The organism is Pseudomonas fluorescens group sp. PF-69 (assembly GCF_054481235.1).
Map to the genome: position 1 here is coordinate 4,029,959 of NZ_JBTMNC010000001.1, position 25,416 is coordinate 4,055,374.

The following is a 25,416-nucleotide window of genomic DNA, read 5'->3' on the forward strand; positions in this document are numbered from 1 at the left end:
TGCGTTTCGACCTTGGGATGAAGATACCCGTTGATACGATCAACAGCACCTGATCACCCTGCGACTGACCGAGCAGGGTAACTGTGTGACGTTGTGCAGCGCGTTATCCAGCAGCCCGGCCAAGTGGTTGTTGAGCAACGGATCTTGATGGTAAGCGTCGCTAACAAGGTGCATCAGCATGCGCTCCAGCCCGTTACGGCCGCTCAGGTGCATGTCGCAGGTCTGCGTCAGCTGCCCGGCGTCGCCCTGGGATAGCGGGAGTTTTCATGAACAGGACGCTTTGCGTCTGCACGGATATATTTTCGACACTTTCTAGCAATATTCGCAAATGCCGCATTAGCTAGAGTAGTTCACCGAAACTCGACAACGCTGGGGCCAACGATGACTCCATGACCAGCCTCAGATTCAGCTCAATTGATAGATTGATAGATTGATAAAGGTCACACCATGTGCGGCGGTTAACTGGCAATATTTATTAAATAGATTGACCAGGGTATTCACAGACAGAGTTTGAAAGCGCGCGATCGCAGCTCGGCAGGTGCGTGTTCGCGGCCTGATCGATATTTTACTCCCGCGCCGCACGTCTAAGGAACTGATCGTGATGACCATCCCGAGTAACGATGCGAAAGCTTCCAGGCGGCGTATTTCCGCCAGAGTTCTTCTCATCCTTGTCATTGTTATGGCAGCCGGCGTCGGCGGCGCTTGGTATTGGTGGCAGAGTCAGCATGGCAAAGTGCCCGAGGGGCTTGTGTCAGGGAATGGGCGCATCGAATCCGACCAGGTCGACATCGCCGCGAAGTTGGCCGGGCGCATCCGGGAGGTCTTGGTCCAGGAAGGCGATCTCGTCACGGCGGGACAAGTACTGGCGCGCATCGATACGACGGAGTTGCAGGCCCAGCGTGCCAAATATGTTGCCGACGTGGCTTCAGAGGACGCCTCGATGCTTGAAGCGAAAGCGACCGTCACTCAGCGGCAGGCAGAACTGGCCCTCAAGAAAGCCAATCTTCGCCGGGCTCTTAAGCTTGTTGAAACAGGGGCGATCAGCCAGGAGGACCGCGATCAGGCACAGAGCGACCATGATTCCGCGCGCGCCGTCCTTGACGCTGCGCAGAGGATCGTGACAGCGCGCGAGCGGTCGGTTACGGCCGCGCAAGCTCTGGTCGATCAGATCGACGCCCAGATCGCCGATACTATCCTTCTGGCGCCGGTGCGGGGCCGCGTTCTCTATCGACTGGCCAATCCCGGAGAAGTCCTTTCGGCGGGCGGCAAGGTCCTGACGATTATTAATCTGTCGGAAATTTATATGGAGATCTACCTTCCCTCCGAACAGGCCATGCGCCTACCCATCGGGTCGCAAGCGCGAATTCAGTTCGACGGTACCGACTTCGCCGTCCCGGCCAAAGTGAGCTTTGTCTCTCCAGAGGCTCAATTCACACCCAAGCAGGTCGAAACGCGCAGTGAGCGCGACAAACTGATGTTCCGGATCAAGCTGCGCATACCGCCAAGTCTCGTCGAGCGTCACATCGAACAGGTGAAAACGGGCGCCCGTGGCATCGGCTATGTGCGCCTTGATCCGAACCCGCCCAAGTGGCCGGATAACCTGCAAAAGCGCCTCCAGGATGATCCTGTTGATGCGGGAGATTGACGATGGTGGCTTGCGTCCCGATCGCCAAGGTTCGCGGCGCGACCCATGTCTATGGCGAGGTCTGCGCGCTCGACGATGTGTCGCTCGAACTGCCGAGCGGTCGGATGACGGGCGTCATCGGTCCTGATGGAGCCGGCAAGTCCACGCTTCTCGGCCTGATCGCCGGTGCGCGCAAGCTGCAGACCGGCTTGGTCGAGGTGCTCGACGGTAGCATGGACAATGCACGGCATCGCCGTTCCGTCTGCACGCGCATTGCCTATATGCCGCAAGGACTCGGCAAGAATCTTTATCAGGAAATCAGCGTCCGCGAGAACCTGGCCTTCTTCGGAGCGCTCTTCGGTCTGTCCGCGTCAGAGTGTGACGCACGCACGCGCCGCTTGGCGGCCGCCACCGGCCTGCTGCCCTTTCTTGACCGGCCTGCCGGAAAGTTGTCGGGCGGCATGAAGCAAAAACTCGGTCTGTGCTGCGCGCTCATTCACGACCCCGATCTTCTTATTCTCGACGAGCCAACGACAGGGGTCGATCCGCTGTCGCGCCGACAGTTCTGGAATCTCATCGGCGATCTGCGGCGCGAGCGGCCGACGATGAGTGTTGTCGTTTCCACCGCCTATATGGACGAGGCGAGCTATTGTGATTGGCTCATCGTGATGGATCACGCAAAAGTGCTCGCCTGTGGCACGGCGGATGAGTTGCGCGCGAAGACCGGCGAACAAACCCTGGAAGCTGTCTTTGTCGCCCTGCAGCCAGGACAAAAATCGAAGTCTCAGCGCCTCGTCATTGCACCACGCATACCGAGCACGGAGGCTCCGGTCATTGTCGCGAAGAATTTGACATGCCGTTTCGGCAGTTTTACCGCAGTCGATCGCGTCAGCTTCGCCATCGAGCGCGGAGAAATTTTTGGCTTCCTCGGCTCGAACGGCTGCGGCAAGACCACGACCATGAAGATGCTGACCGGGCTGCTGGCGCCGAGCGAGGGAGAGGCCCAGGTATGCGGAAAGCCGGTCGATGCCAATGACCTGTCGATCCGCCAGCGCGTCGGCTTCATGTCGCAATCGTTCTCACTCTATGGCGAACTCACCGTACAGCAGAATCTCCTTCTTCATGCCCGTCTTTTTCATCTGGCCGCAGACCACATTAAGGACCGCATAGCCAAACTCCTGGTCGATGTCGGTCTTGTCGATTATGTCGACGCTGAAGCCAATTCGCTGCCGCTCGGGGTGCGGCAACGCCTTTCTCTGGCCGTGGCGATCGTGCACGATCCCGAGCTGTTGATCCTGGATGAGCCCACGTCGGGTGTCGATCCGCAGGCACGCGACGAGTTTTGGCGCCTGCTCGGCGATCTCTCGCGAAGCCGCAATGTCACGATCTTCGTCTCCACGCATTTCATGAGCGAGGCGATGCGTTGCGACCGCATTTCATTGATGCATGCGGGGTGCGTCCTCGTCTGCGACACGCCGCAGAACGTCATCGCCTCCAAAGGCGGAGTGGATCTGGAAGAGGCGTTCATCGCCTATATCGAGGACGCCGAGACCTCTTCGTCCGCGCCCGAAGCGGCGACGCCCCAGGTGCAGATACTGCAAAAAGCCGAGGCTTCGTCGTCCGGCCGCTCAACCTTCATGCCGCTGCGACGCCTCCTCGCCTATGCCAAGTGCGAGACGCTGTCGCTTATGCGCGATCCGGTGCGACTGGTCTTCGCCTTCCTCGGCTCCTTCTTCATGTTGTTGATCTTCGGCTTCGGTGTCTCCAGCGACGTAACCAATCTCACCTACGCGGCGTTTGACCACGACAACACGCCGCAGAGCCGGGCCTATCTCGTCAATTACTCGAGTTCGCAATACTTCACCGAAAAGACGCCGATCCGTAGCGTCGATGAAATGCAGCAGCGCCTGAAGTCAAACGACATCACGCTTGCCATCGAGATTCCACCGGACTTCGGGCGCCTGGTAAAACGCGGCTCCGATTGGCAGGTAGCGGCCTGGATCGATGGCGCCAACACCTCGCGCGCCGCCACCATCGAGGGCTATGTCGAGCAGGCACACAATCTCTTCTCCGAGCAGCGAGATCGGGAGTCCAGCGTCCCGGCGGCCTCCAACCCGACGACCAGCCTTGAGGTCCGCTATCGTTACAACCCGACAGCCGAAAGCATCTATGCGATAGGGCCGGCCGTGCCGGCGATGCTGCTCATGATGTTTCTTGCCATTCTGATGGCTGTCAGCGTTGCCCGCGAAAAAGAGATCGGCACAATTACGAACTTTTACGCCACACCCACAACGCGGCTGGAGTTCCTGATCGGCAAGCAGTTGCCCTACGTCGGCGTCGGCATGATCAACTTCTTCATCATGACCGCGACCGTGCTGTTCCTCTTCAAGGTCCCGCTCAAGGGCGACATTCTCACCCTGGCGCTTGGCGCGCTTTTCTATGTGGCGGCGGCCACTGGCTACGGGCTTTTCATCTCGACCTTCACGTCGAGCCAAGTCGCAGCGGTGTTCGCCGGAGCGGTGCTGTCATTGCTGCCGACCATGCAATTCTCCGGCATGATGCAGCCCGTCTCGACGCTGGAGGGTGGTGCACGCCTCATGGGGTCGATCTGGCCCACGAGCTACTACATGCATATGAGCGTCGGCGCGTTCACCAAGGGGCTTGGCTTCAGCGACATGGCTACCGATCTGCTGACGCTGGCCCTGTTTTGTCCGACCTTCCTGCTGCTGTCCGCGCTGCTCTTGCGCAAACAGGAGAAATAACGTGCGCAGCCTCTCCAACATATTCTGGCTCGGCACCAAGGAGTTGCGCACCCTCTCGAAGGACACGATGATGATCCTCTTCATCATCTGGTCCTTCGGCGTCAGCATCTATACGCAGTCGACCGGAGCCGGCGAGACCGTCAACAACGCCGCCGTGGCAATCGTTGACGAAGACAACTCCAGCCTCTCGCGATCGATTGCCGGACTTTTCTATCCCCCTTACTTCCAGACGGCCAAAACAATCGGCGCCGCCGATATCGATCGCGCTATGGACGAAGGTCTCTACACCTTCGTCGTCGTCATTCCTCCGCGCTTTGAAGCGGATGCGCGCAACGGGCGCGATATCAAAGTGCAAGTCAACGTGGACGCCACTGCGGTTCAGCAGGCGTCCTTGGGCGCCGGCTATATCCAGAACATGGTGACCGACAAAGTCAAGCGCTACCGACAAGAGGCGAAGCAAACCAACGGTCTCTCCTCCAACCTCGTCATCCGCCGCGCCTTTAATCCAAACGGCACGCAATCCTGGTTCCGCGCGATCGTCGGCCTTGCCGATCAGCTGTCGATGCTGATTATTATCCTGACCGGCGCGGCGCTTTTGCGCGAGCGGGAGCATGGCACGATTGAGCACCTGCTGGTGATGCCGCTGTCGGCCTTCGAGATTGCGCTCGCCAAGGTGTGGTCGAACGGGGTGGTGATAATCGTCGGCTTCATCTTCTCTCTTTTATTCGTGATCGAGGGGCTCCTCGACGTTCCGATTGCCGGCTCGCGCGGTCTCCTGGTGCTTGGAACCGTCATCTACGTCTTCGCCACGGCGGCGATCGGCATCTTCTTGGGCACGCTCGCCCGCACCATGGCACAGTTTGCCCTTTTGATGATGATGACGGTGATGCCGATGATGATGCTGTCGGGCGGTATGTCGCCGATCGAGAGTCAGCCGCAATGGGTCCAGTACGTGACGTGGTTTTTCCCGTCACGGCACTATGTGAGCTTCACGCAGGCGATCGTTTATAGAGGTGCGGATCTCGGCATCGTCTGGAAAGAGTTCCTGACGGTCCTGGTGATGGGTATGACATTTCTCTCGGTGAGTTTGGTGCTGTTCCGACGGTCCGTTGCAAACTTGCGATAGGGCGATGCGCGTGATGAGCCTGGCACGCGCTTTCGCCGTGCGGCAGGCGCGCCAGCTCTTGCCGCGCCGCTTCAATCTCCCCAGTGTGGCGTCCGCGCTCCCTATCGATGTTGACCTCCGATCCGTCTTGGCGGCGAATCGTCCGTACTCCTCGCAGCCCACGCTCAATGGCGTAACCAAGGCGACGCCATAGCCCATTGGGGCTTTCGAATGGTGGGGTCAAGGTTATCTCCGGTAGGCGCCGCCCTCCGTGACCGGATGCGACAGAGGATAGTGGCTATTTGGAATTACTCGGGTTTTCGAGTAAGGTTGCCCCAAATCCCGTACAGGCAATGGACAGCAATAATGATGATGGAGCGTTCAATCAGTACAAAACAAGAGGCTTACCTTGGCTACGAGATCCTCGTTGCTGCAGAAGGCCCCTTCAGAGCAAAGCCTGACGGCCTGGAAAGTTTGCGGACGTATCACACAACAAATGTTTCGATTTGGTTGGCCGGACAGATGATCAGAGAGTGGGACGAATCACCTGCAATGCTCTTTGTCTCGCGCGACGATGCAATTGAGTTTGGGTTTGAAATCGGCCGAATGATCGTCACTCAGCGCTACAAATCATCAGCTTTCAATCCGCTTGCTCGTGTGCGCAAACTCTTTAAGCTGCCGCGACTGCTTTTCAGCAATTAGGATTTTAGGTCGCGACATGTTTGCGAAGCGTGCGGACTCTTCAGGAGGTGCGGCGGCGAGATTGAGCAGGAAGGTCGACACCGTCTCCTGCCATTCGTCGAAGTCGTGGCGCTCGCCCAGCACCTGAAGGGCATCATCAAGCGCCTTCGACACAATCAACGTGCGCTTCTCGGCTCCGATCCGATCCGCTCCAGCAAGCCTTTCTGCTTGGCACGCTTTTCTCGCTGGAGCTGCACATTGTCTTTGGCCATGACCTACCTCTTCTATCCCACTGGCCGGCAAGCCGGCAACATCGGCTTGTTCCAGAACAAGCAGGAGATGATCGACCTCTATACCAATCAGCTCAACATGCTGGAGGATCAGAGGGACGCCGAGGCCGATATCGCCAAATGGCAAGGTGAGCAGGCGAGACCCTGGCCTAATACAAAAACGCCGAGAAGGAACTGGAAGCCTCCCAGCGCGCGGGAGTGATCAGCCAGGCGAGTTATCCGGAGCAGCGCGTCAGTCTGTTGAAGCAGCAGGCCGACGAAGTTGCCCAAGGCTACCAATCTGAAATCGATGCGCTCGAAGCAGCCAAGACTAAGAAGAGCACGACCGGTGCTCAGATTATCCAAATCGATCAGAAGATCGCGGATGCTCGCACCGCAATGGTCAAGGCGCAGCAAGACGGCGACAGCGGTATCCGTCCGGCAAAGTCATCTAGCCCGTCCTCCAAAGCTATCGTATCCGTCCGGCGTTTGAGCCCGTCGGCAAAGCAAAGTAACTCGTCTTCTCGCGCCGCCCCTGCGGAGTGCGCTAAACCTAGGTCAGATTTAATCCGCCGTCTGACAGGAGTATTTCACCGGTTAAGTAGTCCGAATCAACCAACATTGCAACAGCGTTTGCAATATCGTCTGGGCTAGCGGCCCTGCGCATTGGGGCGCGATCTCGCCACAACTCTTGGGCACCTGTCCACTCTGCGGTCAGAGGCGTGTCGACCAAGCCAGGCGCCACAGCATTTACGCGAATGTCTGGCCCAAGTGACACCGCGAGCAAGCGGGTCATGTGATTGAGCGCAGCTTTGCTCACCGCGTAGGGAATGGATGCGCCCTTAGGACGGACACCAGCATGCGAACTGATGTTTACGACGCTACCTGCTCGACGGTAACGGGCGGCATCGCGCAATGCCGATTCGGCCAATGCGACTAGGTGGAACGGCGCCACCACATTTATCTCGTTAAGTTCGTGCCACACCGCCGAAGTGGCCGAGGCAAGATCGCTGTGCGGAATAACTCTGCTGATGCCGGCGTTATTGACCAATACGTCGAGCTGACCCCACGCGGCGATCGCCTCGTTAACAAGCCTGACCCTGTCAGCTTCAAAAGCAAGATCAGCTTGCACGTAGATAGCCTGTTTCATTTCGGCAGCCATAGCGCGACCCGTATCCGCAGAGTTTCGCGAATGGAGGACCACCGCATAGCCTGCCCGGCTCAGTGTACGTGCAATGGCTGCGCCGATACCGGAAGTGGACCCTGTAACCAACGCGACGCGTAGTGCGTTATCGATTGGAGGATTGGGTTTCATATGGAAATCTCGAAGGGGTTGCTAGAGAACCACCACCGCAACACCGTGGGTCGTCGTAGGTGGGAATCATTTCCTATCTGCTGGTAAGTTGCCGACCCTGAATGTCGTGCTGTTGGAAGTCATATTTGTGCAGCTGGTTCTTAAAATGCAGTCTGGATATCTCAGTGTGCACCCGTTTCACGAGTTACTGATGTTTGTTTCGAGGTCACGCAATGGACAACAATATACGTCAGGGCATCCCGACTTGCGTAACTAAACGGGTTGCCATTTATGCGGCCGCAGTTCGGAAATCTCACTCGCACGCTGTGTTGGCAAACGCGTGAGAACGTCCTTCAAATAGATCTCGGTCACGCCGAGTTCAAAACTGGCCTTATAGCCGCCAAAATCGTCGCAGACCAACTTGCCTTTCCAGCCTTTCAGGAAGTTGCGGGCGTGTTCTCCGGCGCGGCTGGGGCTGAAGTCATAGACGACCGCTGCCAAGTCCGAAAACTGGCTAGTAGCGTAGGCCCATACATCGGAACGATGGGTTTTCTTTGCGCCAGGCTTGAGCATCTGTACCGGCGTTTCGTCGGCGTGGATCACGGCGTGTGCAAGAACGGCATCACGCAAGGCACCCGAACTTGGCGATCATGACGTGGGCTAGCAGCCCTGCGGTCGGAATGCCCTTATCGATGACGTGCGCTGGAACGGGTGCCTGAATCAGCGTTTCGCAGTCATCACAAACCCACTTGCCGCTGATGTGGCGTTCGACGGTGAACACGCCCGGCGTGTAGTCGAGCTTTTCGCTGACATCCTCGCCAATACGCTTGAGGGCGCAGCCGCACTGGCAGTGGCTATTGTCGGGTTCGTGATGGATCAGGGTGCGCGGAAACTCCGGCGGTAACGCCGTGCGCTTAGGTTCTTGCGTTGTCTCGGTAGCAACTGAAGGTGTTTGCAGTGCCTGAAGTTCAGCCTCAATCGCCGCGATATCAGTATCGATCAGATCGTCCAGCAAGCTGGCCTGCTGCGGATTTAACTGCTCGCTACGCTTGGCAAATTTGAAACGTTTGAGTTGTGCAATCTCGTGGGTCAGCTTCTCGATCACCGCTTGGTCACGGTGAGTCTTTTTACCCATGGTCTCGACTGTCTGATCAAGATTCTCGACACGCTGCATCAACTGCGCCGCCAAAGCACGCAGTTGTTCAGGGGTTAGTTGGTCAAGATTGGGGAGCGAAGTCATGCCGCAGACTTTGCCAGAACAGGCTAATACCGACGATAGATCCATCGGACAATTGCACGGCCCAACTGGCTGCGGCAGGCGTTACAGGATGAAAATCGCACCACCTGGCCCGACTCTTTGCCAAGGCAAGCCCAGCACCAAAGCTTGTAGCTGTTCTGTACCCAACTCCACCTGAGTACCGTGTCGAGAGCCCGGCCAGAAGAACTTGCCCTGGTGCAAACGGCGGGCCGCCAGCCAGATGCCCGGACCGTCGTGTACCAACACCTTGATACGTGTGGCGCGACGATTGGCGAACAGATAAGCGCAGTGCGGCTGCGCCGCACCGAACACCGCCACCACTCGTGCCAGCGCGGTTTCGGTGCCAGCGCGCATATCCATGGGCTCGGTGGCGAGCCAGATGGAATCGATGCGAATCATCGCAACAGGTCTCGAACAAAGGTGACACAAGCATCAGCATTTTCGGCGGGCCAGTTCACTTTGACGGTGCCGCGCGGGTGAGGGATTTCGAGGCAAATGGTAGCTGGAGTGATATCTGATCGTGACGCGGACGACTGTAATGTCAGCGGAATGAAGGCTGGTGGCTTGGCAACATTTGTCTGCGATTGCAGCCGAATCCACTTATGAACAATGTTGGCGTTAATGCTGTGGCTCAGTGCGACGGATGTGGCTGTAGTCACGTGGGCTATGCCGAAGCTGCCGGGCCAGGCAGGAAAGTGCTCGACGAACACATTGCCTGCCGGGTGGTACTTTTTGCGTGGTAGAGCTGTGGCCAAGTTGTCGAAGCCCCAATCCGAAGCTTGACTGTATGAAATGCCCGGCACATGTCCGGGCCTTCTTTGGGGCGAGCAGTTCCGGCTGGCTTGCAATTGCAAACTTGCACGCGTCGAGAATCAGCATTCAATCCATTTTAATTCGCGCCTAATGTTCTCCTTGATTTTTACACTTGATCCGTATTCGTTGTAGTCAGCTTTTGAATTGTGAATCAAGCCAGTGGTCTAGTTCAGACACTGAATGACGGTCGCGCATAGGCACGTGACTGAGGCTTTCTGCGATCTTGAGTCTATTTTGCTGCGTCGTCTCATAACCTCTTGTTATTAAAAATGTTTCAATATATTCAGATACGCTGATGATCTTATTGTCAGAGGTGAACACGGCATTGAAACCTGGTTTGTTTCGCGAATCGTTTTGATCTCTATATTCCAATTTGCTCACCTATTTAAAAAGGGAATTGGGTTTCCCTTATTTAAATATGGTCCCGTTTTGTCGAGCTGACTCAAAAGTCAGTTATTTTATTTTTTAATGGGCATTAGGCATCGAGTCAAAAATGTAACGTTCTTTATATGACTCTTTCGAACAGCGAAAAGCCAAGATGGTCCTGCTGGAAGACCTTTGGCTTCGTTGCGGTATTGGCGGCTGTCGTAGTCATGTAGATAGAGCTGTCAGCGCTCTTCAAAGCTTTACTCGAATGAACGCGCCTCTGCTTTGCGATATTGGTGGGGCTACTTCTCGACCAGGATTTTCGGGTTGGCACTGCCCCAGACGGTGTAGAGGTCGGCCAGCAGCGCACCGTTGATCTCTTCGACTTCAGCCTGGCTGACTTCGCTTGCGCCTTGCTTGCCAAATAACACCACTTCATCACCCGCCTTGACGTCGGGGGCATCCGTGACATCAACCATCACTGTGTTCATCGAAACCTTGCCCACCACTGGCACACGATGACCATTGATCAACACCACGCCTTTGTTGGTAAACACACGGCGATAGCCATCGGAGTAACCGACCGTGATGTTGGCCAGCTTCGAATCACGTGTCAGGGTGAACGTGCGGTCGTAACCCACTGTGTTTCCAGCAGGGTAGCTATTGACCGAGGCCACATGCGACTTGAACTGCATCACGCGTTGATACTCAGTACGCGAGAGGACGGTATCGCCAAACAACGCGCCGCCCGTGCGCACCATGTCCAGGCGCGATTCGGGTACTTCCAGGGTGGCGAAGGAGTTAGCTGCGTGCAGGGTTATCTTGCTGCGGTCGAGTTGCGCGACATCCATCAGCCAGGCGGCTTGCTCATTGAAGGTCGCCAGCCCTTTACGCACATCGTCCTTATCCTCCACGGCAAAGTGGGTCATGATCGCTACCACTTCGACATTTGGCAGTTTGGTGATCGCTAGCGCGTCTTGTTTACCCTGCTTGGTGGCCATTTCAATGCCGTTACGGCTCATGCCGCTTGAGTTGAGGCCGATGTGCACCTGCAATTTTCGACCATGTTTATGTGCAAGATCGGCCGCTTGGCGGGCGAAATCGAGGTTACCAACCAGTTCTTCGACGTTGTACTGCAGAGCATTTTCGAGCTCCCCCAGGGAGGCGGTGCGAACACGGATCAACTGACCTTTAAATCCGCTTTCTCGAACCACTCGCGCCTCTTCATTACTGGCGACCGCCACACACGGTACACCCAGCGCTATCACCGAAGGCATCACCAACCCTATGCCATGACCATAAGCGTCGGCCTTCAGTACCGCGCAGAGTTTCGACTTGCCGGCCAGTTCCGCTTGCAGGGTTTGGATGTTGTGCTCGAGCGCGGCTTTGTTGATTTCAATCCAGGCATTACTGATTTGAGCAGTCAGCTCGGTGTTGCCGTTTGTGAGTGACAGTGGTGGCGCCGCTTGGACCTGGCTCTGCAAAAGGATCAAGCCGAGAGACAACGCTAGAACAGTACGGGTAAAGGGCATTTGAAACTCTCCATGTAATCGGTCTTTTTTTTATTATTCCGGTGCCGATTATTGGAAGGCTGTGTAAGTTGCCGTTGTACGCTGGGTTCAAAGATGTAAAAACATGTAAGGAATTTGTTCGCGCTCACCCAGGCCCTATGCGATGGCATCAGGAGGGGGTGTTGCTCGGCTGCCGCAGACAAAGACGGTGCTACCACTAGACTAAAAGAGCCCGCTGGCGAAGTGCTCAGCAAAGGATACGGTCTGGCTGTTATCACAGCGATGAGCTTTGCAGGCGACATCAAGTGATTTGCCGCCAAGACCTCAAAGGCGCATGACGAAATCACTCGGGGCACTAACATCGCGCTGTTCAATGCAGTCATTCAGGATACGCCCGTGGATGAGGGGCGGATGCGCGGCGACCGGCAAACCACGGTCGACCAGCCTGCTGCATCTGGCGATCAGCATCCTGTCCGCGTGCATACAGACGCTTGCCGTGCGGCGGCTATCATGTCCCGCGTGTGCGCAGCGGCGATCTTGATCTTGCGCTGATGTCCAGGGACTGGCCTCAAAGCGGCACATTTCTCTTCAAGGAACCCATGGTTTGGGTTGGCCCACTCCAGTTCGAACTGTGCAGGCTCGTAGTCGTTACGGTCGCCCTGAGAGCGGAAGGTCACCACAATGCCTTGTGTCAATACGCCTGGGGGAATGCGTCGGGGGACGTGCGATCAGCCGATCTCCGTTTATACGTCATCATATTGATATACCGAAGCACTCCAATATCGGCTGCCGTTACGTCGTTGGCGAGTCCACCCGTTTGCCAGCAGTCGTTGGGAAATCATTCGATTCATAACGCCATGACCGACTAGCAGAACCGGCTCTTCACAGGCAAGGGACTGCAGTCGTTGAGTCGCCGCGCTGGCGCGCAGCCTCGCGGCGCCGAAGGATTCGACGCCGCTCGAATAACCGCACAGCCATAAGACTCGAAAGATAAATGCCCAGGAAAACGGCGATAGTCGGGGAAATCTCCAACGACCATTGGGCAGTTGTGCTTCGCAGAAAAGCGCATCGACGACAGCAGGCTTCAGCCCGAGTACCTCGACGGAGCTCAGCGCACGAGGCGCGCTGCTTGAAACAATCATGGTGGCGGCTGCGGCGAGTTGCTGGCTGGCGTCCGGAGCGGGATGGCGGATGATTTCGGATCGGTTGTATTGCTCGATCCAGTCTTTCATCTCGAGCATTGAGATTTTTTCGGTCCTGGCCATATTTGGCTGGCCGTGACGCATCAGGATTATTGTCTTGCTCACAGTTTGTTTTCGTCCTTGTTTTTCTTAAACCAGCCATGCATCCGATACCACGCCACAGTGTCAAAAATTGTCTGCTCCAGCACTCGAAAACTCAGGCCAAGATCTTGTTCACTCTTACGGTGGTTAAAACAGGTACGGTGCTCCTCTCGTATCAATAGGCGCAATGTCGCCATGCTCAGCAATATAGGCTTGCCGGTAAGGCGCGTGTAGATCTCCTGCACCGCCGCCAATAGGTATAGAGCGGGCAGTGGCAGTTGCCGAGCAGGGGTTTTGACGCCCGCTATACGTCCCAGGACCGGCACCAACTGGCGCATGGTCAAGTTCCGACCTGCCGCGAGATAACGTTCCCCTCGTCGTCCATGTTTGGCTGCGGCAATCTGAGCCCATGCCACATCACGGGCATCGACCACCGAGAAGGTGCCGGGGATCAGCCCGGGCAACTTGCCGTTGACGACATCCTTGACCAATTGTCCCGAAGAGGTCGGGCCCATATCGCCAGGTCCCCACATCCAGCCGGGCAGAACCATGCAGGCATACATCTGGGGATGGGTTTCAAGAAACGTCAAGACGACACGGTCAGCGAGGATCTTGCTGCGGTAGTAGTCATCCGCATCGGATTCGGACCGCAGGCATGTCTCATCGATAGAGGTGCCAGGGTCCCCGTCGAGCACGGCAATCGAAGAGGTATGGATAAACCGGCGTATCCCCGCGCGGTAGGCCTGGTGAAGCAACTCTCGCGTACCGGCGACATTGATCTTTTCGAGTTCTGCCCAGTGGCTGCCACCCTTGTAGTTATCGCGAAAGAACGCCGCCGTATGAAACACGGTATCGCAGCCTTGCAGCGATGATGCGAACGCGTCGATATCGGCCATGTCACCAACGACCAGTTCCACACTCGGGAGGTCGTTGAACTGCTGCTCACCTTTGTCTCTTGAACGGACGAGGGCTTTGACGGCGTAGCCACGTGCGACCAGTTCCCGCACCAGGTTGTTTCCCAGCAAGCCGGTTGCGCCAGTAACGAATACGTTGCGCATCGCTTAACCCTCTTGCTGTTCGGCTGACGGCATCAACACCGCGCTGTCGAAGCAAACCAGCGCAAGCATCGACGCCACATCACGGCGATTGAAGGCAAGAGCGGCGCGTTCTGCGTAGTGGTCGGGGCCCTTAGTCATACATTCCATTCCAGTCGTTTCGAAGGCCTGTAGATATACCGTTGAGGCCGGTCCTGAAAAACAGCGACTACTGCATAATGGCTTTGCATATTTGCAGACCAAGGAGGATGGGAGGTATGGCGTTGCAGGCAAATTGGGACGATCTTCGTCTGCTGTTGGCGGTCTCGCGGCGTGGCAGTTTTCTTCAAGCTGGCCAACTGCTGGGCATTGCGGCGTCTACTGTGTCCCGTCGTCTGACCCAACTGGAAGCTGCCCTGGGTGAGCCGCTCGTTGAGCGAGGCGTTGAAGGCTGCTGGTTGACCTCGCGGGGCCAATCCCTGGTGGAAGTCGCTCAGGCTGCGGAAGCGGGCTTGAGGCGTCAAACGGCGGCGGACCTGTCCGGGGAACGCCAAGAGCTATATGGCAGTGTCCTGGTCAGTGCCGGTGAGGGGTTTTCTTCTTGTGTGTTGGAGGCCGCAAGTCGTTTTACTTCCCTGCATCCGCGCTGCTCCGTGGAATTACTGGTCACCGCCGACTTTCACAAGATCGTCCGCGGTGTGGCGGATATCGCTATACGCACCGCGCATCTGGGCGAGCCATCGCTGATTTATCGACCAATGGGCAAGCTCGCCTACGGCGTCTTCGCTGATGCAGGGTACCTGAAGCGATCTCCAGAGGTGACCCTGGCTACGGCGGTCAACATCGCCTTGCTTCCTCCGCTGGATATGTTGCCTCAAATGCGTGCCGCAAAAGCTGCGGGTCTGGACCGTGCACAAATCAGCGTGAACTCGTTCGCCGTACAACTGGAGTCGGTGAGGCAAGGTATGGGCGTAGCTGTACTGCCACGTATTCTGGCGAAGGACCTGACTGAGTTGTTCCCGGAGCTTGAACTTCCAGAGATGGAGGTCTATCTGGTAACCCGGCCTCAGGCGTTGAAACAGGCGCACATCAGATGTTTCTTTGACATCTTGGAGCAGGTATTGCTCGAAGTCCTCTGCGTTGAAAATGTCGAAAATTAAATTTGGCGCGCATGCGCCCCTAAGCTATGTCGGTCGCAATCGGCGTTAAGCGAGCCATTGCGCAAGCTCGAGGCCTTCACCGGGGTGACGTTGCTGGAGCGGGGTAAAAAAGCGTAAGGCCGACACCGGCTGGCGAACGCTTACTGGTCCATACACAAGACATGCTTGCCTTGAGTGATCGTGCCCTTGAAAGCGTGCGTGGCCCGACCTTTGTCGGCGAGTTGCGGCTCGCCATCACCGACTACGTTCTGCCCAGCCTGATCGCCGACCTCTTGAAGACACTGCGAGTACGCTATCCGCACCTTCGCCTGTCGCCTCGTTTCACTCAGTCAATCCAACGGGTGCAATCCATGTCGGAGTATCAAAGGTTTTGATTGTCGAGGCGTCGTTTAAAAGCGCCGAGCGCAGTGCCAATCAGTGGGCCTATCACCGGGTCGGTGGCAATGCTTTCTGCGCTCAATCGGCTGGACAGGAGGTTAACAGTCATTGACGCTTCCTCGATGATGCGAGCCGACATCGTATCCAGGACCAGCCGCAATGCAGCTTGCGCGTGACTGGCTCTAGGCGATGAGTTGAAAAGCGCGACAGGCTTGCCCGGAAACTCTTCACTGCTCACGAGCCAGTCGAGCATGTTTTTGAATGCGCCAGGAATACCTCGAGCGTACTCGGGGCAAGAAAACAACAGCCCATCCGCCTGCCCGATAATTGCACGTAACTCGATGACTGCCTCGGGGGGATCCTCGAGCAGATCCGGGTTGAAGTGAGGCAACTCAGCCAGGCCTTCGTAATGCACGACCATTACCCCTTCGGGGCATAGACGCTCAGCTGCTCGTAGCAAAATTGAGTTGGAGGAGGCCTGACGCAGGCTTCCAGAAACAGCAAGCAGACGCACCATTTCAACACCGTTCGTGATTCGTAAGTCGGTGAAGTTTCGCACGAGCCGGACCTCATGCACCATTGCTGCATGGCAATGCAGAAATGGCAATCTGATGCTGTTTTTTATGTTGGATCTGAACCTTTTTTTTGCTGGTCGGTGCTCTATACAGTGCGCGACCGACACGCTAGTGGACAGTGATCGGCCGCCCACTATTCCAGGCTCTCTGAAGACCGGACGACCTTGAGAGTCTTCAGGAACCACCATGAATACTCGTCGCACGAGCTTTCACAGCAAGACACTTCCCGAATCGCAACGTGACATTCTCGGCATGATCGCGACCGATCATCATCTAGGCGACATACTCAGCGCCATCTGCCAGATGCTTGACGATCAGGCCCCCGAAACCTTCTGCTCGATACTGCTCACTGATGCCGAGGGCAAGCGCTTGCTGAGCGGTGCGGCGCCCAGCCTGCCGGTCGAATACAGTGACGCGATTCATGGAATGGCCATTGGTCCACACGAAGGAACCTGTGGCACCGCAGCGTTCCGGCGCGAGCTGGTGGTCACCGAAGACATCGCCCGGGACCCAAGCTGGGAGCGTTTTCGCGGGCTGGCGCTGGGGCATAACCTGCGTTCCTGCTGGTCGGTGCCTTTGCTCTCCCATCAAGGAAGCGTGTTGGGAACATTTGCCCTGTACCAGAGCCGCGCCCATGTGCCGGACGAGGCGCAGATTCAACGACTGGCCTGCGCGGCCCAACTGGCAGTCATTGCGATCCGCCGCGAGCGTGACGGCCAGCGTCTGGAGGAAAGCGAACAACGTTTTCGTTCATTGTTCACCTACAACCCCAACCCGGTGTTCGCCCTCGATCTGGCCGGCAACATCCAGAGTGTGAATCCGGCAGGCCTGAAGCTCAAGCCGCACACCGCAACCGACTTCATCGGTCATCACTTTGCCAATCTGGTGGTCGAAGAAGACCTGCAACGGGTCAGTCGGCATTTCTCTGCCGCCAGCACCGGAGAGCCCCAGCGCTTTGAGGCACGGGTTCGCGATGAGAACGACAAGCTGTTGACCATGGACATTTCCAACCTGCCGATCATGATCAATGGCGAGATCGTAGGGGTATTTGGAGTCGCCAGGGACATCAGCGAGCAAAAGCATTACGAACGCCAATTGAGCTTCAACGCCTGCCATGATCGTCTGACCGGTTTGCTCAACCGTGTATCGCTTGAAGACCGCCTTATTCTGGATTGTCACATCAGTCGTCGGCGCAAGCGTCGTCTGGCGGTGATGTGCATTGATCTGGATGGATTCAAATCCATCAACGATTCGACCGGGCACTACTTCGGCGATCAGGTGCTGATTGAGGTGGCACAGCGTATGACCCAGCAGGTTCGTCCCGGTGACACCATCGTGCGCATGGGCGGTGACGAATTTATCGTTCTGCTGCCTGACCTGCTTCGTGATGAGGACGTTGTACCGGTGGCCGAGCGATTGATGGCCAGCATTGCCAGACCCTACTGCATCCAGGGCATTGACCTGCACGTGAGTGCAAGTATCGGCATCACCCTGAGCGATGGTCATATCGAGCAGCCGATGCAGCTGATCCAGCAGGCTGACATGGCCATGTACAAAGCCAAGCAGCACGGGCGCAACAACTTTCAGTGGTACACCAGCGATCTTAATCTGCGCGTTTGCGAGCACGCGAGCCTGCGCAATGACCTGCAGAAGGCGATCGAAACCCAGTCGTTAACGCTGCATTATCAACCGCAGATAGAGGCGCGGACGGGTCGGGTGGTCGGGATCGAAGCGTTGCTGCGCTGGGAGCATCCGGAAAAGGGATTTATCTCGCCTGCGGTGTTTGTGCCGGTGGCAGAGGACAGTGGCCAGATCATCCCGCTGAGCCTTTGGGTACTCGATACGGCTTGCGCGAAATTGCGCCAGCTGGGCGAGCAGGGCATCACGGGCATCTCGATGGCCGTGAATATTTCGCCGATGCATTTCCAGCGAGGCCATTTCGTCCAGTGTGTCCAGGCCAACCTTGAGAAACATGGTCTGCGGGGTGAGCAACTGGAGCTGGAGATTACCGAGTCACTTCTGCTGCACAACGCCGAACAGGCGATCGAAACGTTGCACCGGCTCAAGGCGTTGGGGGTGCGCATTGCGCTCGATGATTTCGGCACCGGTTTTTCCAGCCTCAACTACCTCAAGCGTTTGCCGATCGACAAGATCAAGATCGACCGCTCGTTCATCCAGGAAATCGCCACCGACCATCACGATGCCGCTATTACCCAAGGCATTATTTCCATGGCTCATCACTTGAGCCTGAAGGTGGTCGCCGAAGGCGTGGAAACCGAGGCTCAGGTGGATTTCCTGAAGGGCAGTCGCTGCGATGTGTTCCAGGGGTATTACTTTGCCAAACCGATGCCCTGTGCAGAAATCGAAGCTTTCCTGAGTCATCCGCTTCCCCATCCTTGACCGGCAATCCTGCCTGGTCCCAGTCCTGGAAATCAGACGCTAAGGCAAATTTTCAGACCCCAGCGCAGAACTCCCTCTCCCCAGGCAAGGCGCTCCCGGCGCCTTTCTCACACACTCGGCTCTAACGCTATCGCGCTGCATAACAACAAGAGCCGCGAAAAAATGACCAGTTTCCAACCTGCTACCGAAAGCCAGACCGGCCACATCGGCGCCCGTCAGGCCCGTGTCGAGGACGCCGCATTGTTGCGCGGCCTCGGCTGCTATGCCGATGACGCTGCGATCCCTCCGGGTACGCTCCATGCGGCGATCATCCGTTCACCCCACGCTCATGCGCGGATCATCTCAGTGGACTTTTCCCAAGCGCTGCTGATGAAAGGCGTGCACGGCGTGTTGGTCGGCGAAGACGTCAAACGCTGGGCGCTGCCGTTTCCGGTGGGTGTGCGTCAGCCGATGGAGCACTGGTGCGTCGCCGTCGACAAGGTGCGTTATGTCGGAGAGCCGGTGGCCGTGGTGATCGCCGAGAGCCGCTATCTGGCCGAGGACGCCATCGAAGGTGTGCGCGTTGAATACGAGCCGCTGCCCCCGATCATCGATCCCGAACGGGCCACTGCCGAACAGGCGCCGATCCTGCACGAAGCAGTCGGCAGCAACGTGGTCAATGAGCGGCACTTTCGTTATGGCGAGCCGGAGCAAGCCTTCGAGCAGGCGCCGCACAAGGTCTCGCTCAAAGTGAAGTTTCCGCGCAGTTCCTGCACACCCATTGAATGCTATGTGGTGCTGGCCCAGTACGAGCGCGCGACCGGCATTTATGACGTGCTGGCCAACTTCCAGGGCCCCTATGCGCTGCACACGGTCATGGCCCGGGCACTGAATGTGCCCGGCAACCACTTGCGTTTGCGCACACCGAAAGATTCCGGCGGCAGCTTTGGCATCAAGCAAGGGGTTTTCCCTTACGTGGTGATGATGGGCCTGGCGTCACGCAAGGTCGGTGCACCGGTGAAGTGGGTCGAGGACCGTCTGGAACATCTTCAGGGGGCTTCCTCGGCGACCAATCGGGTGACCGAAATCGAAGCGGCGGTAGAAGCAGATGGCCGCATCACCGCTTTGCGCTATGACCAGATCGACGATTGTGGTGCCTACCTCAGAGCGCCCGAACCGGCGACGTTCTACCGCATGCACGGCAACCTGACGGGTGCCTACGCGATCCGCCATTTGCAAGTGCGCAACCGAGTGGTGCTGACCAACAAAACCCCTTCCGGCCTGAACCGGGGTTTCGGTGGCCCGCAGGTGTATTTCGCCCTGGAGCGGCTGCTGCAACACATCGCCGTGCAGTTGAAGCTTGATCCGCTGGACGTGATCCGCCGCAACCTGGTGCCAGCCGATGCCTTCCCTTATCGCGCGGCCGCCGGTGCGTTACTCGACTCCGGCAATTACCAGGCAGGCATTGCCCTGGCGGCGGCTGATGGTGGTCTCGACGAGTTGCTCAAACGTCGTGATCAGGCCCGTGCCGAAGGCCGAATCTATGGCATTGGTTATGCCGCAGTCATCGAACCGTCGATTTCCAACATGGGTTACATCACCACCGCGATGACACCCGAGGAGCGGCGCAAGGCCGGTCCGAAAAACGGCGCTGTCGCAACCGCAACCATCAACGTCGGCCCATTGGGTGACGTCAGCGTGCACGTATCCTCGGCGCCGCAAGGGCAGGGCCATCAAACCACCGTCGCTCAGGTCGTCGCCGAAGTGCTTGGGGTTGCGCTGGAATCCATCGTGGTCAACGTCGAACTGGACACTCAGAAAGACGCCTGGTCGATTGCCTCGGGCAACTATTCCAGTCGCTTCGCCGGCGCTGTGGCCGGTGCCGTCTACAAGGCGGCGCTTAAGATCCGTGATCGCCTCGCTGCGATTGCCGCCGAGCAATTGCAGGCCAGTCCCGAAGATATCCGTTTCGCGGGCGGCAAGATTTTTGTGGTCAATGGCGGGGCGGTGGCGCCATTCCATCGGATTGCCGGTGCGACCCATTGGTCGCCGGGCCTGCTGCCGGAAGGTGAAAGCGGCGGCCTGCGCGAAACCGCCTTCTGGAGCCCGCCGCAATTGGTGGCACCGGACGACCAGGATCAGGTCAATAGCTCGCTGTGCTACGGCTTTGTCTTCGACATTTGTGGTCTGGAAATCGACCGCATGACCGGCGAGATCCACATCGATCGCTACGTCACCTGCCATGACGCCGGCCGCCTGCTCAACCCCGCGCTGGTCGATGGCCAGATTCGTGGTGGCTTCACCCAGGGTCTCGGCGCGGCGCTGATGGAAGAGTTCGCCTATGGCGAGGACGGCAGCTTCCTCTCCGGGACCTTCGCCGATTATCTGGTGCCGACCGCGCCGGAAGTGATCGAACCGGTGATCCTGCACATGGAAACGCCATCGCCATTCACCCCGCTGGGCGCCAAGGGTGTGGGCGAGGGCAACAATATGAGCACGCCGGTGTGCATCGCCAACGCGGTGGCCGACGCCCTTGGTCGCTCGGACATCCGTCTGCCACTGACGCCATCGAAAGTACGCACGCTCATCGGGATCGATGAGCCGCCACGGCCCGCCGGCATGGAGTCCGATGAAAATCTGGACGCAGCACCTGACGGTGGACCGGCACTGCGGGCCAACGACTCGGTGGTGATTCCTGCTTCGCCGCAACAGGTCTTCGATACCTTGCTCGACCCGCAGACGCTGGCGGCGATCATTCCCGGTTGTCACGACCTCGTGCTTGAAGGCGAAAACCGTTACCGCGCAGACGTTACCGTCGGCGTCGGCATGATCCGCGCGCGCTTCGAGGCCAAGGTTGCACTGAGTGATCTGGACCCTCCGCATTCATTGCGCCTGTCCGGTTCCGGCAGCAGCTCTATGGGCTCGGCCCAGGGCCAGGCCAAGGTGCGTTTCGTCGAGCTGGAAAATGGCCACACGCGTCTGGAATACCAATACCAGGTGGCGGTCAGCGGCAAAGTCGCCGCGGTCGGCGGCCGAATGTTGCAAGGGGCCTCGAAAGTGATCATCGGACAAATATTTACTCGCCTGTCGCAACGGGTCAGCGGCCAAGCCATCTCCACCGGCTGGTGGTCGCGACTGCGGGCCTCGCTTGGCGCGCTGTTTGGCAAGGGAGGTGCGCAATGAAACCGGCTGCTTTCGATTACGTTCGGGCTGACTCCCGTCGTCAGGTGGTTGAGTTGCTCGCCGAGTACGGCCAGGAAGCTCGCATCATCGCCGGCGGCCAATCGCTGATGGCGGTACTGAACATGCGTCTGGCTCAACCCAAGTTGCTGATCGATATCAATCATGTGGCTGAGCTGGCCTATATCGAACGGCGCAAGGATTGCCTGGCGGTAGGTGCCGGGGTACGACAGGCGCAATTACTGGCACGTTCGACCCTGATGGACGAGGTGCCTTTATTGGCACTGGCGATGCCCTGGATCGGTCACTTCCAGACGCGTAATCGCGGCACAGTCTGCGGTTCGGTGGCTCACGCCGACCCCAGCGCCGAGTTGCCGCTGTGCCTGGTGACGCTGGGCGGCGAGATCGTGCTCGAGTCGAAAAAAGGCAAGCGCATCGTCAAGGCTGCCGACTTCTTCCAGGGCATTCTCACCACCGACAAGCGCGTGGATGAACTGGTTGTCGAGGTGCGTTTTCCGCTCAAGCGCGAAGGCATCACCTATCGCTTCCGTGAAATCGCCATGCGCCACGGCGACTTTGCAATTGTCTCCCTGGCTGCCGCCATCGGCGCGGACCAGGTCGAACTCGGCATCGGCGGGGTCGCCGACCGTCCGCAACGTCGCAGCCTGCCAAGGGGGGCGGCACTGCCAGACGCGCTCAATCACACCGCCTGGTCGCTCGATGCACAAGACGACGTGCAGGCCAGCGCGGCCTATCGCCGCCAACTGATTCGCGAGCTGGGCCATCAGCTGATCGAAGGAGTCTGAACATGCGTGTAACTGCCGACCAAACCTTTGCGATTCGTCTGGAACTCAATGGCCGCCCCCGCGAAGCGCTGGCTGAACCGCGAACCCAACTCTGCGACTTCCTGCGCCACGACCTCGGTGCCACCGGTGTCCATGTCGGATGCGAACACGGTGTCTGTGGTGCCTGCACAGTACTGGTGGACGGGGTCGCCATGCGCTCCTGCCTGATGCTCGCGGTACAGGGGCACGAGCGGCGTATCGAGACCGTCGAGTCCCTGGCCGACGACGACACGTTGAGCGACCTGCAACAAGCTTTTCGCCGTCATCACGCCTTGCAGTGCGGCTTTTGCACTGCGGGCATTCTCATGTCCTGCGTGGATTTTCTCGAACGGGTGCCCAACCCGGACGAGACCCAGGTACGCGACATGCTTTCGGGGCATCTATGTCGCTGCACGGGCTACACCGGCATCGTCCAGGCCGTGCTCGAAGTCGCTGCCCAGCGCCAAACGAACAAAGGGGTATAACAATAATGTTCGATCTCGGACGCAGCTTCCTCGCTGCCGTTGAACGCCGACCGCAAGCCGTGGCGGTCAGTGACGGTGCGTTGAAGAAAACCTATGAAGACTGGTTCGTCGATATCCAGAGCGCAGCTCGGGGCTTGCAACGCCTGGGTTTGCACCGCGGTGACCGACTGCTGGTGGCGATGCAGAACCGCTGGCAGATGGCGACCCTGCATTGGGCCTGTCAGTTTGCGGGCGTCGTCATGACCCCGTTGAACTGGCGTTCGACGGCCGATGAACTGGGCTACTGCATCGAAGATGCACAAATCCGTGCGCTGGCTTACGACGACGCTACTGTGGCCGCCGTGGCCGGTTGCAGCGCCGCCATAAGGCTGCCACGGATCGCCGCCGGTATCCGTGCCGCCGACACCGACCTGAGTTTCGAGGAACTGTGTTCACAGACGCCCTCAGAAATCATTTTGCAGGCGGACGCCGAAGACTTTTCACTGTTGCTGTACACCTCCGGCACCACCAGCAAGCCCAAGGGCGTGCCGCGTCGGCACCGTTGCGAACGCGCCGCGGCGGTGGCCCACGTTGCGCAAAACCTCTACCGCCAGAGCGAGTGCACGCTGGGGGTCATGCCGCTTTACCACACCATGGGCGTGCGTTCGTTGCTGTCCATGGCGCTGATCGACGGGCATTTCGTCTGCGTGCCGAAGTTCGACGTGGAAGCCACGCTGCAGGCCATCGAGCGGGAAAAGGTCAGCAACCTGTACCTGGTACCGACGCTCTATCACATGCTCATCGAACACCCGGCCTTTGCCCGCGAGCGCGTCGCCAGTGTGGAGAAAATCGGCTTTGCCGGTGCGCCGATGAGCGACGGCTTGATGCGTCGCGTCGAGCAGGCGTTCCAGCCGCAATTGTTCGTCAATCATTACGGCAGCTCGGAGATCTACACCTTCACCATCGACCAGCAAGCCAACCGCAAACCCGGTTCGTCAGGGCGCAGTGCAATGAACCAGCGCGTGCGCGTGGTGCCGATCGATGCTGAAACGGTGGACGTGCAGGTCAACCCATTGGAGGAGGGCCAGATCATCGCCGACCTGGCGAGTGACGAGGCGTTCGAAGGTTACCTGAACCGCCCCGAAGCGACCGCCAAGGCGTTGCGTGACGGATGGTATTTCACCGGTGACATCGGCTACTTCGATCTGGAAGGCGATCTGTTCGTCACGGGGCGTGTCGATGACTTGATCATCACCGGCGGCGAAAACGTCAGCCCGGCAGAAATCGAAAACATGCTCTCTCTGCACCCGGCAGTGGAAGAAGTGGTAGTGGTCGGTCTGCCCGACGAGCAGTGGGGCAAGATCATTGCTGCGTTTATCAAGCTGCGCGCCGAAGTCTCGGAATGCGACCTCGATGCCCATTGCATCGCCTCGGGCCTGGCCAAATTCAAGCGGCCACGGCGTTATCAGTTCATCGATCAGATTCCCAAATCTCCAGTTGGCAAGGTGCTGCGACGCGTGCTGCTGGCCCAATTTCAGGAACAGGCCTTGAAGGCCATCAGCTAATCATCCAGAGGACACTCCCATGCAACAACAAGCGATCCAGCAATTTCTCGACACTCAGTTCGATGGCTTCCAGGTTGAAGTCGATGTGTCCCGCGAGCGCGCCGACATCATCCTCAACCGGGCGCCGTTGAACGTCATTTCCATGGGGCAGCGCGATCAACTGCGCCTGGTCTTTGAAGCCCTCGATGCACACAAAGATGTGCGCGTCATCGTTCTGCGCTCGGTGGGTGAACACTTCTCCAGCGGCGGCGACATCAAGGGCTTCCTCGAAGCGACGCCGGAGCACGTTTCGAAGCTGGCCTGGAACGTCGCGGCACCGGCACGTTGCGAAAAACCGGTGATCGTCGCCAACCGTGGTTACACCTTCGGCGTCGGTTTCGAACTGTCTCTGGCCTGCGATTTCCGCATTGCTTCGCAAACCACTCGCTACGCCTTGCCTGAGCAGAACCTGGGTCAGATCCCGGGTTCGGGTGGCTCTGCACGCCTGCAGAAAATCATTGGCATCACCCGCACCAAGCACATGGTGATGCGAGCCAAACGCATCACGGGCGACCAGGCCTATGCCTGGGGTATCGCAACCGAGGTCGTGCCGGATACCGAACTGGAAAGCACTGTCGATGCGTTGGTCGATGAACTGCGCCGCTTCTCGCCACTGGCTCAACGCACGGCGAAAAAACTGATCAACGACAACGAAGATGCGCCGCTGACCGTCGCGATCGAAATGGAAGGTCACTGCTACAGCCGCCTGCGTAGCTCCCAGGACTTCAAGGAAGGCGTCGAAGCGTTTCACAGCAAGCGTGCGGCCGTGTTTATCGGCGAGTAAATCGTACCGGCGAGCAGGCCAGGCGGCGGGACTGTCGGTAAGGGCATACGCCACAACGGAACAGGGCC

At 58.2% G+C, this 25,416-nt stretch carries 20 protein-coding genes and 4 pseudogenes; 15 read left to right on the forward strand and 9 right to left on the reverse strand.

What is annotated here, in order from left to right; genetic code table 11:
- Positions 1-90: 90 nt before the first annotated feature.
- Positions 91-255: pseudogene (locus tag ACX3YF_RS18995) on the reverse strand (helix-turn-helix domain-containing protein); the annotation flags it as partial.
- Between the two features lie 346 nt (positions 256-601).
- Between ACX3YF_RS18995 and ACX3YF_RS19000 the strand changes: the two are divergent.
- From ACX3YF_RS19000 to ACX3YF_RS19020, 5 genes are all read left to right on the forward strand, one after another.
- Positions 602-1,645, forward strand: coding sequence for an HlyD family secretion protein (locus tag ACX3YF_RS19000; RefSeq protein ID WP_130207046.1), 1,044 nt, complete (start codon positions 602-604; stop codon positions 1,643-1,645).
- 2 nt (positions 1,646-1,647) lie between these two features.
- A complete protein-coding gene (rbbA, locus tag ACX3YF_RS19005) occupies positions 1,648-4,386 on the forward strand; it encodes a ribosome-associated ATPase/putative transporter RbbA (RefSeq protein ID WP_458974098.1) in 2,739 nt (912 codons plus the stop codon).
- A 1-nt stretch (position 4,387) separates the two neighbouring features.
- A complete protein-coding gene (locus ACX3YF_RS19010) occupies positions 4,388-5,512 on the forward strand; it encodes an ABC transporter permease (RefSeq protein ID WP_458944776.1) in 1,125 nt (374 codons plus the stop codon).
- 345 nt (positions 5,513-5,857) lie between these two features.
- The gene (locus ACX3YF_RS19015) at positions 5,858-6,193 is read left to right on the forward strand and encodes a hypothetical protein (RefSeq protein ID WP_189340395.1); all 336 of its coding nucleotides are present in this window, start codon (positions 5,858-5,860) and stop codon (positions 6,191-6,193) included.
- A gap of 105 nt (positions 6,194-6,298) precedes the next feature.
- The gene (locus ACX3YF_RS19020; protein WP_458974099.1) at positions 6,299-6,664 is read left to right on the forward strand and encodes a hypothetical protein; all 366 of its coding nucleotides are present in this window, start codon (positions 6,299-6,301) and stop codon (positions 6,662-6,664) included.
- A gap of 330 nt (positions 6,665-6,994) precedes the next feature.
- Here the strand turns inward: ACX3YF_RS19020 and ACX3YF_RS19025 are convergent, their stop codons facing one another.
- The 4 genes and pseudogenes from ACX3YF_RS19025 to alr form a co-directional block, all read right to left on the reverse strand.
- Positions 6,995-7,756, reverse strand: a complete 762-nt coding sequence (locus ACX3YF_RS19025) for an SDR family NAD(P)-dependent oxidoreductase (protein WP_130206908.1) — start codon at positions 7,754-7,756, stop codon at positions 6,995-6,997.
- Positions 7,757-8,095: 339 nt separating this feature from the next.
- A pseudogene (locus ACX3YF_RS19030) lies at positions 8,096-8,975 on the reverse strand (IS66 family transposase); the annotation flags it as partial.
- 81 nt (positions 8,976-9,056) lie between these two features.
- Positions 9,057-9,392 (reverse strand): IS66 family insertion sequence element accessory protein TnpB, encoded by a 336-nt coding sequence (gene tnpB / locus ACX3YF_RS19035; protein ID WP_458974100.1) that lies wholly within the window; start codon positions 9,390-9,392, stop codon positions 9,057-9,059.
- 1,082 nt (positions 9,393-10,474) lie between these two features.
- Positions 10,475-11,704: an alanine racemase gene (alr, locus tag ACX3YF_RS19040; protein ID WP_130206906.1), complete on the reverse strand. Its 1,230-nt coding sequence runs from the start codon at positions 11,702-11,704 to the stop codon at positions 10,475-10,477.
- A gap of 491 nt (positions 11,705-12,195) precedes the next feature.
- On the opposite strand from alr, the pseudogene ACX3YF_RS19045 reads away from it, so the two are divergent.
- Positions 12,196-12,345, forward strand: a pseudogene (locus ACX3YF_RS19045) (LysR family transcriptional regulator); the annotation flags it as partial.
- An 81-nt stretch (positions 12,346-12,426) separates the two neighbouring features.
- On the opposite strand, the gene ACX3YF_RS19050 reads toward ACX3YF_RS19045, so the two are convergent.
- The 3 genes and pseudogenes from ACX3YF_RS19050 to ACX3YF_RS19060 form a co-directional block, all read right to left on the reverse strand.
- Complete coding sequence (locus tag ACX3YF_RS19050) at positions 12,427-12,969, reverse strand: histidine phosphatase family protein (protein ID WP_448647728.1); 543 nt, start codon at positions 12,967-12,969, stop codon at positions 12,427-12,429.
- 17 nt (positions 12,970-12,986) lie between these two features.
- The gene (locus tag ACX3YF_RS19055; RefSeq protein WP_448647053.1) at positions 12,987-14,024 is read right to left on the reverse strand and encodes an SDR family oxidoreductase; all 1,038 of its coding nucleotides are present in this window, start codon (positions 14,022-14,024) and stop codon (positions 12,987-12,989) included.
- 45 nt (positions 14,025-14,069) lie between these two features.
- Positions 14,070-14,162 (reverse strand): annotated as a pseudogene (locus ACX3YF_RS19060) (nuclear transport factor 2 family protein); the annotation flags it as partial.
- Positions 14,163-14,278: 116 nt separating this feature from the next.
- Between ACX3YF_RS19060 and ACX3YF_RS19065 the strand changes: the two are divergent.
- From ACX3YF_RS19065 to ACX3YF_RS19075, 3 genes are read left to right on the forward strand one after another with little or no spacing between them, the layout of a single operon-like run.
- Positions 14,279-15,160: a LysR family transcriptional regulator gene (locus ACX3YF_RS19065; RefSeq protein ID WP_204149762.1), complete on the forward strand. Its 882-nt coding sequence runs from the start codon at positions 14,279-14,281 to the stop codon at positions 15,158-15,160.
- Complete coding sequence (locus tag ACX3YF_RS19070; protein WP_223272673.1) at positions 15,161-15,277, forward strand: helix-turn-helix domain-containing protein; 117 nt, start codon at positions 15,161-15,163, stop codon at positions 15,275-15,277. It begins immediately after the preceding gene.
- Between the two features lie 53 nt (positions 15,278-15,330).
- A complete protein-coding gene (locus tag ACX3YF_RS19075) occupies positions 15,331-15,534 on the forward strand; it encodes a substrate-binding domain-containing protein (RefSeq protein WP_223272671.1) in 204 nt (67 codons plus the stop codon).
- Here the strand turns inward: ACX3YF_RS19075 and ACX3YF_RS19080 are convergent.
- Positions 15,522-16,055 carry an NADPH-dependent FMN reductase gene (locus ACX3YF_RS19080; RefSeq protein WP_189340398.1) on the reverse strand — a complete coding sequence of 178 codons (534 nt, stop codon included), beginning with the start codon at positions 16,053-16,055 and terminating at the stop codon, positions 15,522-15,524. The two genes, ACX3YF_RS19075 and ACX3YF_RS19080, sit on opposite strands and share 13 nt — an antisense overlap.
- 244 nt (positions 16,056-16,299) lie before the next feature.
- On the opposite strand from ACX3YF_RS19080, the gene ACX3YF_RS19085 reads away from it, so the two are divergent.
- The 6 genes from ACX3YF_RS19085 (at position 16,300) to ACX3YF_RS19110 (ending at position 25,348) form a co-directional block, all read left to right on the forward strand.
- The gene (locus ACX3YF_RS19085; protein WP_130206900.1) at positions 16,300-18,513 is read left to right on the forward strand and encodes a putative bifunctional diguanylate cyclase/phosphodiesterase; all 2,214 of its coding nucleotides are present in this window, start codon (positions 16,300-16,302) and stop codon (positions 18,511-18,513) included.
- Positions 18,514-18,675: 162 nt separating this feature from the next.
- Entirely contained in the window at positions 18,676-21,675 is a 3,000-nt protein-coding gene (locus ACX3YF_RS19090; RefSeq protein ID WP_458974101.1) for a xanthine dehydrogenase family protein molybdopterin-binding subunit, read from the forward strand.
- Entirely contained in the window at positions 21,672-22,478 is an 807-nt protein-coding gene (locus tag ACX3YF_RS19095; RefSeq protein ID WP_130206896.1) for an FAD binding domain-containing protein, read from the forward strand. Before ACX3YF_RS19090 ends, ACX3YF_RS19095 begins: the two co-directional genes overlap by 4 nt.
- 2 nt (positions 22,479-22,480) lie before the next feature.
- Entirely contained in the window at positions 22,481-22,981 is a 501-nt protein-coding gene (locus ACX3YF_RS19100) for a (2Fe-2S)-binding protein (protein ID WP_130206894.1), read from the forward strand.
- A gap of 5 nt (positions 22,982-22,986) precedes the next feature.
- Positions 22,987-24,525 (forward strand): AMP-binding protein, encoded by a 1,539-nt coding sequence (locus tag ACX3YF_RS19105; protein ID WP_130206892.1) that lies wholly within the window; start codon positions 22,987-22,989, stop codon positions 24,523-24,525.
- A 19-nt stretch (positions 24,526-24,544) separates the two neighbouring features.
- Positions 24,545-25,348 (forward strand): enoyl-CoA hydratase/isomerase family protein, encoded by an 804-nt coding sequence (locus ACX3YF_RS19110; RefSeq protein ID WP_458974102.1) that lies wholly within the window; start codon positions 24,545-24,547, stop codon positions 25,346-25,348.
- Positions 25,349-25,416: the final 68 nt, after the last annotated feature.